The organism is Streptomyces sp. NPDC045899 (assembly GCF_056431485.1).
Window position 1 is genome coordinate 238,086 of the sequence record NZ_JBWKKP010000012.1, and the last position, 10,688, is coordinate 248,773.

Below are 10,688 nucleotides of genomic sequence, written 5' to 3' on the forward strand. Positions count from 1 at the left end.
TCAGAGCTCCATCGCCACGGTCGGAGCGGCCGGTTCGTCGGGATCCGTGTCCAGCCGGTTCAGTTCCGCGACGATCACCTCGGCCACCGACGACACCTGTGCTCCCTCCAGCAGTTCCCAGTGGCCGCAGTCGAGCGGCACCACCGAGAGCCCGGCGTCGGCCCGCCGTCGCCAGAACTCGCGGGTCGGGTGCGGGCCCTGGGCGCCGGGCCCGTCGGCGGCGGCCTCGACGAGGGTCAGCCGGGCGGTGGTCGGCAGCGGCTGGTGTGCGCGGGCGGTCATCCGGCTGTGGTTGTACGTCTCGAAGTACCGGATGAGCTGGTCGGCTTCGATGCCCGGGTACATGCCGTTGAACCGCACCAGCTTCTCGGTGAACTCCTCGTACTCCACCGGCTGGATCGCGGCCCGCTCGGCCGGGTCGTCGGTGGCCCGGGTGTCGAGCAGCACCACGCTCAGCCGGGAGTGGCCGGACAGCGCGAGCCGTCGGCCCATCTCATGGGCGATCAGGCCGCCGTAGGACAGTCCGCACAGCAGCAACGACTCGTCCGGGCGGGGGTCGATCAGTTCCAGGTACGTCTGCGCCATCGCCTCGACGGTGGGCAACGGTGTCTCGTCCGGGTTGATGCCCGGTGCCTGGACGCCCAGGACCCCGATGTCCTCGGGGAGGGCGTTGGCCAGTGGCAGGTAGCAGAAGGCGGTTCCGCCCGCCGGGTGGACGCAGACCAGCCGTCGCCGGCCCGCGCCGGGCCGGAATTCGATCAGGTTCGTACCCGGCGTCCCGGAGGCGCCTCGGCGCAGCCGTCCGGCGAGTGCCTCGATGGTCGGGTGGCGGATCACCTCGCGGATCGGCAGTGTCTCGCCGAACTCCTCGCCGATCGCGTGGACCATCTTGATGGCGGAGATGGAGGTGCCGCCGACGTCGAAGAAGTTGTCCGATATGCCGATGCCGGGGTGCAGCAGCAGCCGGGTCCAGATGCCGCGCAGCGCCATCTCCACGTGGTCGCGCGGGGTCGTGGTGTTGACCTGTACCGGCTGCGCGGCCCGTGCCCGCTCCAGCAGGGCCGTCCGGTCCAGCTTTCCGCTGCGGCCCAGCGGCAGGGCGGGCAGTTCCACGAAAGCCGCGGGGATCATGTAGTCCGGCAGCCGCTCGGCCAGGGCTGTCCGCCACTCGTGCGGTTGCCGGGACGGCGCCTCGCCGCGTCCGATGCCCGCCACCAGCCGTGGTTCACCGGCCGGATCGCGGTCGACCAGTATCGCGGCCTCCCGCACCCCCGGCAGCGCCAGCAGCGCCGCCTCGACCTCGCCCGGCTCGATCCGGAAGCCACGCAGCTTGATCTGGTCATCGCGACGGCCGGCGAACTCGGCGTTGCCGTCGGGCAGTCGGCGGGCCAGATCGCCGGTGCGGTAGATCCGGCCGCCGGTGACGAACGGATCGCTGCGGAACCGCTCGGCGGTGAGCTCCGGCTGGTTGAGGTATCCGCGGGCCACGCTCGCGCCTCCGATGTACACCTCGCCCACCACACCGGGCGGCACCGGTCGCATCCGTTCGTCGAGCAGGTAGAGCCGGGTGCCGGGCAGTGGCCGGCCGATCGGACACGGTCGGTCCACCGGCCGCGGGTCCAGGTAGGCGGTGCTGTACAGCGTGGTTTCCGTCGGTCCGTAGCCGAAGCAGATCCGCAGTCCGGGGAGGGCCGAGGCCATCCGGTGCAGGGCGGCCTCGGGCAGTGACTCCACCCCGGTCAGCAACTGGCGCAGTGCCAGGCCGGCCAGCCTGGCCTCGGGATCTTCGTCGATCCACCGTATGTAGGCGGGTGGCAGGAACGCCTGCACCACCCGGTGCTCACCGAGCCAGCGCATCAGCGCGGCCGGGTCGCCGCGCAACTCCTCCGGCACGAGGTGGACTTCGGCTCCGGTGACGAGCGGCAGCAGCAGCTCGTGCACCGAGGCGTCGAACCCGATACTGGACCAGGCCGAGGTCGCCTCGCCCGGGGTGGCGCCGAACCGGGCCAGCCACTGGTCGAAGAGGTTGAGCACATTGCCGTGGGTCACCGCGACACCTTTGGGCCGGCCCGTGGAGCCGGAGGTGTAGATCACGTACGCCAGATGTGAGGGAGGGACGATGATGTCCGGAGCGGTGTCCCGCCCGCCCTCGGTCTCCACGGCCGTCAGCGGGTGCCAGTCCTCCGGTGTGTCCCGCTGGTCGGTCAGTACCAGGGCCGGGCGAGCGTCGGCCACCATCGCGGCCAGCCGCTCGGGCGGCTGGCCCGGATCCAGGGGAAGCCAGCCCGCACCGGCCTTGAGGACACCGAGCACACCGACCACCAGCTCGGCCGACCGGCCGGTGTGCAGGGCGACCACCTGGTCCGGGCGCACCCCGCGGGCGATCAGGGCGTGCGCCAGCCGGTTGGCCCGCCGGTCGAGGTCGGCGTAGGTCAGCCGACGTTCTCCGTCCACCACCGCCGTGGCCGCCGGGGCCGATCGCGCGTGCGCCTCGAACCGTTGCACCAGTCCGGCCGGTTCGGCGGTGCTCCCCGCCCCTCGGCCGGTACCCGTCGCGGCGGTGGCCGCCGGGGTGCCGGTGGCGTCCCAGTCGGCCAGCAGCTCGGCCGTCTCCGCCTCGTCCAGCAGCGTGTACGCGGTGACCGGCCGTCCGGGCTCCCGGGCGAGCTGCTCCAGCACCCGGACCAGGTACCGCAGATGGCGCTCGACGGTCTCCCGGTCGAAGAGCGCGGTGGCGTAGTCCAGATCGCCGACGATGCGTCCGTCCGCCTCCTCCAGCGCGAGGACCAGGTCGAACTTGGCCGGGGCGAACGGCATCGGCAACAGCCGCACCGAGATCCCCGGCAGCCGCATCACCGCCTCCATGGGCGGAACCCACGCGAGCATGGTCTGGAACAGCGGGGTGTGCGCGGCGCTGCGCGGCGGGTTGACCAGCTCCACGACCCGCTCGAACGGCAGGTCGACGTTCTTCACCCCGGCCCGGACGGTGGTCCGTACCTGCCGCAGGAGTGCCGAGCCGGTCGGCGCATCGCCCAACTCCACCCGCAGGGCGAGGGTGTTGACGACGAAGCCCATGATGCCGCCGACGTCGCCGCGCCGGCGGTTGGCGGTCGGGGTGCCCACCACCAGGTCCTGCTGTCCGGAGAGCCGGGACAGCACGATCGACCAGCCGGTCAGCAGGGTCGAGAAGAGCGAACCCCCGTGCTCCTTGGTGACCGCCTTGAGCGCCGTGGTCAGCTCCGGTCCGATCTCCAGATGCACCCGGTCACCGGTGTGTTCCTGCTCCGCCGGACGCGGCCGGTCGGTCGGCAGCTCCAGCAGGGGAGGCACACCGGCCAGTTTCGCGGCCCAGTACTCCTCTTGCGCCGCGGGGTCCGCGCCGGTCATCCACTCCCGCTGCCAGCGGGTGAAGTCGGTGTACTGCCACCGTGCCGGTGGCAGCGGATCCGGCTCACCACGCAGCAGGGCGGAATAGAGCGCGCCGGTCTCACGCAGCATCATGCTCCGGGACCAGCCGTCGAACATCGCATGGTGCACCGTCAGCACGATGACGTGGTGCTCCGGGCCGAACACCACCAGGCGGCCACGGGCCAGCGGTTCGGTGGCCATGTCGAACGGGAGGACCGTCTCCCGGCGGAGCAGCTCGGCCAGCCGGTCCTCGGTATCAGGGCAGTCGGTCAGGTCGTCCACCGCGAGTGCGAAGCCGGTGTCCGCGGGATCGACGTGCTGGTACGCCTCGCCCTCGAACGGCACCAGCCGGGTGCGCAGGGCCTCATGCCGGGCGGTCAGCGCGTCCAGCGCCCGACCGAGCACCGCCCGGTTCAGCGGCCCCCGCAGCCGGAAGGCCATCGGCTCGTTGTACGCGGCACTGGCACCCTCCCGCTGGGAGAGCGCCCAGAGCCGACGCTGGCCGAAAGACAGCGGTTGCCGGTCGGCCAACAGCCCGGTGCCGTAGGACGGGGCCGATGAGGTGTGCGGAACTGCGTCCGCCGCTGAAGAGGCAGAAGTGGACAACGATGTCATCGACGGGAGCAGCCCTTTCCACTCGTGGATCCGACAACGTACGGAGCCGGGTACGGCGAAATCGGCGGCCGCCCGGCCGACGGTGTGCCGGGCCGGAACATGCTCACCGGCAGCTTGGGACCACGAGCCAAGGGCATGGACGGGGGATCACGAAGCCGTTCGGGGGACGAGTTTTTGCCAGTGCGATGACCAAGTCAATGAGATCACTAGCAGATTGGTGATCCGCCTGGATTTTGCGGTTCCGGGCAGTCGTACGGCCGTCGGTGACCCCCTGGGCGCCGCGGCGGGGGGATCGGTGGTCTCCGTGGGGCCCGCCCGGCGGCCCCTGAGCGGGGGTGTACTCCCCTCACCATGGGTCCCGATCGAGGAGGTCACGCCCGTGATCGGGTGCGTGGGCGGCCGACCTGTCGGGCGACCCGCTGGGCGGCGGGCTCATGCTCTGGCGGGAGGGTGTGTTCCCGCCACGTCGGGTGTGTGATCGGATGTCGCGTTCACATCAGGAGGGATGCGCTGGTCGATGATGGTGTGGTATCGGAGTCGCGGGCCATCGCCGTCACTTTCCAGCCACTCACGGCTACGTTCGGCACGAGCGGATACGTTCGGCGCGAGGCGCCGATCGAGCCCGGCCGATGCCGCCCGGACTCAGGCCGTCGGTCCGTCCATGGCGCTCAGGGAGCGGAGCGCCGCCAGCAGCGAGGTGCGCTGGGGGGTGGAAAGACCGTCGAGCATGACCTCGTCGACCGCCTCGGCCAGCGGGAGGATCCTTTCCGCCTCGGCCACCCCCGCGACGGTCAGGTGGAGTTGTCGGCGTCGGCGGTTGGCGGGATCGACGTCCCGGTGGAGCAGCCCTCGCTGTTCGAGGCGGAGGACCAGGGGGGCGAGGGTGGCCACGTCGATGCCGGTGACCTCGCCGAGGTCGATCTGGCTGATGCCGGGGTACTCGCCGACGCTCGTCAGCACCGCGAACTGCGGTGGGGTGACATCGCCGACGGCGGCCTGCCACTGGGCCGTGTAGCGCTGGAGGGCGCGCCGCAGCAGATGCAGTGGGGACTGCCGCATGGAGTCCGGTACGTGATGGGCGGCGATGACTGCCTCCGGGGAACGCAACGACGTGGTGTCTTGCATTCTGCCAGGCGCGACCCCTATGTTCGTGCACGAATGATTCGTACACGAATTTAGGGGAGGGTATGCGAAGGCTTGTCGTCGGCATGACGGGCGCCACCGGTGCGCAGATCGGTATCCGTCTGCTGGAGGAGCTGCGTGAGCAGCCCGATGTCGAAACCCATCTGGTCATGAGCCGTTGGGCCAGGGCCACGATCGAGCTGGAGACGCCCCGCACCGCACGCGAGGTCGCCCGCCTCGCGGATGTCGCCTACGGCCCGGAGGACCAGGCGGCCGCCATCTCCAGCGGCTCGTTCCGCGTGGACGGCATGGTGGTCGCGCCGTGCAGTGCCAAGACGCTCGCCGCCGTCCGGACGGGCTACGGCAGCGACCTGATCGCGCGGTCCGCGGATGTGACGCTCAAGGAACGCCGTGGGCTGGTTCTGGTCGTGCGGGAGACCCCGCTGTCCACGATCCATCTGGAGAACATGCTGGCCCTGTCCCGGATGGGCGCGACGATCCTGCCGCCCATGCCGGCCTTCTACAACAGACCGGCCAGCGTCGATGACGTCGTCGATCACACCGTCACGCGTGTCATGGACCAGTTCGGCCTCGACAGCTCCCGCGCCGTGCGCTGGGCCGGTACGGCCGCGGCACGCGCACGGCGCACAGCGGCGGTGGACCAGCCGCCGGGCGGTGCGGCCGCGGGCTGAACCACCCGCCCGACCTCCCTTTCACAACCCGCCCCCACCGCCGTTCGACGCCCCGCGCGGGCGCTGGACAGCGCGCACGAACAGAACCGCGCAGACGCAGAAACGGAGAACGCCATGCCCCGTCCGAAGGACCTGCGTACCTACATCGCCGCACTGGAAGAACTCGGTGACCTACGGGTCATCGACCGCAGGGTCGACCCCCATCTGGAAGCGGGCGCCGTCATCCGCCGCGCCTACGAAACCGTGGCACCCGCGCCCCTGTTCACGAACATCGACGGCACCGCACCCGGCTTCCGGCTGCTCGGCGCGCCCGCGGCCCTCAGCTCGGCCCCCGGGAAGCCGCTCGCCCGCATCGCGCTCTCACTCGGCCTCGACACCGCGGCCGGCGCACGAGAGATCATCGACGCTCTCGCCGGGGCGCGCTCGCGTGAGCCGATACGGCCGGTGCTGGTCGACGCCGCCACCGCACCCTGCAAGCAGAACCTCCTGCTCGGTGACGAGGCGACACTCGACCGCTTCCCGACCCCCTTGTTGCACGAAGGGGATGGCGGCCCCTACGTCAACACCTGGGGCACCATCATCGCCCGCACCCCGGACGGTTCCTTCACCAACTGGTCGATCGCACGCATCATGATGATCGATGGCAAGCACATGACCGGCCTGGTCGTTCCCGGGCAGCACATCCACCACGTCTGGCAACAGTGGGCCGAGCGCGGCGAGGCCATGCCCTTCGCACTGGTCCAGGGCGGCCACCCGGCCGTCCCCTTCGTCGCGGGTATGCCCCTGCCCGACGGCGTCGAGGAGACCGGATACCTCGGTGCCCTGCTGGGGGAGCCACTGGAGCTCGTCCCCTGCGAGACCGTCGACCTCGAGGTGCCCGTCGGCGCGGAAGTCGTCATCGAGGGACATCTGTCCTGCGACCGCACCGCCGTGGAAGGGCCGATGGGCGAGTTCGCGGGCTACCAGCCCCACGGGACCTCGCTGCAGCCCGTCTACACCATCGACGCCATCTCCCACCGGGACGACCCCATCTGGCCCACGGTGGTCGAGGGTGAGCCGGTCGACGAGTTCCACACGGTCACCGGGCTGACGCTCGCGGCCGAGGCCCTCGCCGCGCTGCGGTCCGCCGGTCTGCCGGTCTCCTCGGCGTGGGAGCCCTTCGACATGGCCGCGCACGCTCTGGTCGTCAGCGTCGCCGCCGACTGGCGGGAGCGGCAGCCGGGAGTGGAGAGCATCGAACTCGCCCAGCACATCACCGACGTGATCGACGCACAGCGGTTCCAGGCCATGGTTCCGCGCATCTTCGTCCTGGACGACGATGTCGACCCCTCCGACCCGCGTGAACTGACCTGGGCGCTCGCCACCCGTGTCCATCCGACCGGGCGGCGTATCGTCCGCACCCGTGAGGCACTGCACCTGCTGACGGTCTACACGGCCGAGGAACGGCACAGTCAGACGGGCCCCAAGGTGACCTACGACGCACTGCTCCCCGCCGTCCGGGAGCGGCGCAGCTCGTTCCGGTACATCTTCCCCCCGGACATCCAGGAGCGGGTCCTGGCCCACTGGGACGACTGACGGACGGTTGCCGGGCCCTCCGCGGACCGCCGTCTACGGCTCGGTGCGCCGGGTCCCGCCGACGGCCCGTGGCACCCGCGCGGCCGTGTCGGCCAGGGTCCGCAGGACCGTCGTGCCGGCGAGCGCCAGCGCGGAGAGCGGCGGACCGACCCAGCGCGTCACACTGCGCTCCACCTCGGGGTCCACTTCGATGGTCACCCGGACGAACCTGCTGTGCAGCGTGGTGACGCGCGCGGACCGGGCCGTGGCGGTGTCCGCCGACCGGTCCAGCGCCGCCCGGTACTTGTCCTTCCGTTCCTTCATCGCTCTTCCTGACGCTTGATCAGCTCATTGGCGAGGTCCATGTACGCCGACCCCGTGGCCTGGACCGTGCTCCCGAACGACTGGGCGTACAGCTCGAGCCGGGCGATCTGCGTGTCCAGTACGACGAAGCCCCACTCGGTGAGCGCTTCACGCGCGTCGGAGTCCGGGCCGGTGCGCGTGGCGTCGGGACGGTTGGTCCGGTTCAGCAGCACGGCGGCGCGGGCGGGCGTGGCGCGCAGGGACTGCACATCGTCCATCTCGGACCGGATGGGAGCCATCCGGTCCAGCTCGATGGGAGCGGGGGTCACCGGCACGATCCATTCCCCGGCGTACCTCATGATGCTGCGGGCGATGCGCGGGTGGTCCTCCAACTGCGGCGCATCGAGCACCACGGCCTGCCGGTTGCCCAGGAAGTCGTTCACGCGGCGGTGGACGTCTCCCGTCGGCAGGGCGATGACCGGAAAGGGAAAGCCGTCGGCCAGTTCGCTCCAGCGGAGCGCGGAGGAGGCCGGGTCGCCGTCGACCAGCAGGGGTGAATAGCCCGACTCATGGAGGGCATGGGCCAGCCAGACGGCACTGGTCGTCTTGCCGACCCCGGGCTTGAGGTTCACGAACGCACAGCTCAGCAGCACAAACCGAAGCTACGTGACCCGCTCTCCCGCAGGGCACAGCCACGAGCGCGCGGTTCCTCCGTTCACCCGCAAGCGGTCAGGGGCCATGGTCCTCCCCGGACGCCGTGGTGGTCCGTCACCGGGCCGCATCGCGGGCCGCCAGGAGGTGTCGCCACCGCCTCCGGCCGTGGTCCGGAGGTGTCCATGGCCGTACTGCCAGGTGGCGTATTCCGGGGAAGGGCCCAACCAGAGCAACGGCCCGGCACCCACCGCACCCGGACGCCCGCACGGAACGCGTCACGCCACGCCCGCGCAGTGCGCCCGGTGGCTCGGTGAGGCCGGCTGCCGGACGATCTCGGGCTCCCGCAGCCTCCCTGCCGCGCCGGGGGAGTTCTTCCGGGTGCCGCTGTCCGCGGTGAGCGCGTGGAGCGTGCGCTGAACCCCGCGGGGCCGGTGCACGCCTGACCCGACCCGCCCGGGGAGGCGGGATCCGCTGCGGGAGACTGCTACGCCCCCTGGGCCCGGCGGTCCGGCAGCGCGCACGCCGCTGTACCTCCCGGCAACCGGTGGCGGTTGGCCGCGATCAGCCGGTAGACCCCCTGAGCCGCCCACCGCGCGGGCGGCAGCATGAGCGATGCTCCCAGGAGCGACCACCCCCGGCCCGCGCTCAACAGGATCTTCGCGACAGCCCGGGCCCCTCCGTACACCGTCCCCGTGGGCGTCACCCACAGCACCTCGTACTCGGCCCGCTCCTGGGTGATGCCGAGGGCTTGCAGGTCCGCGCGCTGCCACGGAAGGAAGTCGCAGCGCGGTCGGAGACGTCGTTCGGCGAAGCGCACCGAGCTGGTGCAGAAACCGCAATCTCCGTCGAAGACGAGTACTGGCTGAGTCCGCATGACCCCCATCATCGCGTGCCCTCCAGGAAGGCGATCACGTGGCCCTGGTTCGAGGGGGGCGTCCGTCGAGGGGCGCTGCGCGGGTGAACAGACACATGGGGGGCGTAGGGAGGACGAGCCGGTGGAATGCGCTGGTGAAGGGCGTGCCGGAGCCTGATGGGCCCGGTCGGCCCCGACGATGCAGATGTTGACGAGGAGGACAGACACATGACGCAGCAGGTTCGTGAGGTCATGACCGCCCAGCCCACCGCCGTGGGGCCGGACACACCGGTTCAGCAGGTCGCCACGGCCATGCGGGACGAGGGTATCGGCGCGGTGCTGGTGGTCGAGGACGGTCGGCTGCGTGGCTTGGTCACCGACCGGGACCTGACGGTGCGCATCCTGGCTGATGGCGGCGATGTCTCGGGGCGGACCGTGGGCGAGGCGTGCAGCAGCGAGCTGGTGTCCGTCGCCCCGGACGACGACATCGAGCGGGCGGTGCAGCTGATGCGTTCCAAGGCCGTTCGCCGTCTGCCGGTCGTCGAGAACGGCGAGGCCGTGGGCATCGTGGCGCTCGGCGATCTCGCGGTGGAACGCGACCGCGGATCCGCCCTGGGCGATATCAGCGCCGCGGGGCCCAACGCCTGACCAAACCGTGGGGCGGTGGTACGAGCCATGGATCCGCCCGGGCGTGTGCCGACGTGTGGGGGCGGGCGGGGTGGGCAAGGGTGGGGGCATGACGACGACGCTCGGTGCCTTCGTTCTCGGTACTCCCGATCCGCCCGCGCTGGCCGACTTCTACCGGGCCCTGCTGGGCTGGGAGGAGATCGTCCGTGAGCCGGAGTGGGTCCGCCTGCGGGCCCCGGAACGCGAACGCCCCAGCCTCAGCTTCCAGCTGGAGGCCGATCACACGCCCCCGGTGTGGCCCCAACGCCCCGGTACCCAGCAGATGCAGGCGCACCTGGACGTCCAGGTCGACGACCTGGAGGCGGAGACCGAGCGGGCGTGTGCCCTGGGGGCGACGCTGGAAGCACACCAGCCCCAGGAGGGCGTACGCGTACTCCGCGACCCGCACGGCCACCCGTTCTGTCTGTTCCTCCCGGGCGCCTGAGGACACCCCACGCGCGACGGGAACCGCGCACCGCCGACCGGCACCCGACGGAAAACCCCTACCGCGCCGGGCCGGAAGGGACGGAGACTCGTCGCATGGCTGACATGGAGTCGTTCCGGGAGGCGGTCACCGCGTGGGCGGCCGGCGGTCCCGAGGAGCCCGCGCGCGAGCTGGCCGGTCGGCTCTCCGTCCGGGCGGCCGTCCTGCTCGAGGGGCTGAGCGACGCCGCCGCGGTCAGCGCGCTGGCCGCGCTCCACGGTCGGAGCCTGGCCGACGAAGGAGGCCCTGTTCTCGTATAGCTACGGCCAGGTGGCGTGTAGCACCACGCGATGCTCAGGTCTGGGGTCTGTGTGAGGGTTGGCGGCGCAGCGGTTGG

General features: G+C 71.4%; 9 protein-coding genes and 1 pseudogene. 5 read left to right on the plus strand and 5 right to left on the minus strand.

Features of this window, described 5'->3' with window-relative positions; translation table 11 throughout:
* Entirely contained in the window at positions 1–3,939 is a 3,939-nt protein-coding gene (locus tag AC07FT_RS20175) for a non-ribosomal peptide synthetase (protein WP_479177424.1), read from the minus strand.
* A 726-nt stretch (positions 3,940–4,665) separates the two neighbouring features.
* On the minus strand, positions 4,666–5,148 hold the full coding sequence (locus AC07FT_RS20180) for a MarR family winged helix-turn-helix transcriptional regulator (RefSeq protein WP_479177426.1): 483 nt from the start codon (positions 5,146–5,148) through the stop codon (positions 4,666–4,668).
* Positions 5,149–5,210: 62 nt separating this feature from the next.
* Here AC07FT_RS20180 and AC07FT_RS20185 point away from each other — a divergent pair, with 62 nt between their 5' ends.
* Positions 5,211–5,837 carry a non-oxidative hydroxyarylic acid decarboxylases subunit B gene (locus AC07FT_RS20185; protein ID WP_479177427.1) on the plus strand — a complete coding sequence of 209 codons (627 nt, stop codon included), beginning with the start codon at positions 5,211–5,213 and terminating at the stop codon, positions 5,835–5,837.
* A 114-nt stretch (positions 5,838–5,951) separates the two neighbouring features.
* The gene (locus AC07FT_RS20190) at positions 5,952–7,412 is read left to right on the plus strand and encodes a UbiD family decarboxylase (protein ID WP_479177429.1); all 1,461 of its coding nucleotides are present in this window, start codon (positions 5,952–5,954) and stop codon (positions 7,410–7,412) included.
* Between the two features lie 33 nt (positions 7,413–7,445).
* Here AC07FT_RS20190 and AC07FT_RS20195 read toward each other — a convergent pair whose 3' ends face one another.
* The 3 genes from AC07FT_RS20195 to AC07FT_RS20205 all read right to left on the minus strand — a co-directional run bounded on the left by AC07FT_RS20195 (position 7,446) and on the right by AC07FT_RS20205 (position 9,222).
* A complete protein-coding gene (locus AC07FT_RS20195; RefSeq protein WP_479177431.1) occupies positions 7,446–7,715 on the minus strand; it encodes a hypothetical protein in 270 nt (89 codons plus the stop codon).
* Complete coding sequence (locus AC07FT_RS20200) at positions 7,712–8,347, minus strand: nucleotide-binding protein (protein ID WP_254751041.1); 636 nt, start codon at positions 8,345–8,347, stop codon at positions 7,712–7,714. Before AC07FT_RS20200 ends, AC07FT_RS20195 begins: the two co-directional genes overlap by 4 nt.
* 485 nt (positions 8,348–8,832) lie before the next feature.
* On the minus strand, positions 8,833–9,222 hold the full coding sequence (locus tag AC07FT_RS20205) for a thiol-disulfide oxidoreductase DCC family protein (protein WP_479177433.1): 390 nt from the start codon (positions 9,220–9,222) through the stop codon (positions 8,833–8,835).
* 207 nt (positions 9,223–9,429) lie between these two features.
* On the opposite strand from AC07FT_RS20205, the gene AC07FT_RS20210 reads away from it, so the two are divergent.
* From AC07FT_RS20210 to AC07FT_RS20220, 3 genes and pseudogenes are all read left to right on the plus strand, one after another.
* A complete protein-coding gene (locus AC07FT_RS20210; protein WP_471197110.1) occupies positions 9,430–9,849 on the plus strand; it encodes a CBS domain-containing protein in 420 nt (139 codons plus the stop codon).
* 88 nt (positions 9,850–9,937) lie between these two features.
* Positions 9,938–10,312, plus strand: coding sequence for a VOC family protein (locus tag AC07FT_RS20215; RefSeq protein ID WP_479177435.1), 375 nt, complete (start codon positions 9,938–9,940; stop codon positions 10,310–10,312).
* A gap of 95 nt (positions 10,313–10,407) precedes the next feature.
* A pseudogene (locus tag AC07FT_RS20220) lies at positions 10,408–10,605 on the plus strand (ATP-dependent endonuclease); the annotation flags it as partial.
* Positions 10,606–10,688: the final 83 nt, after the last annotated feature.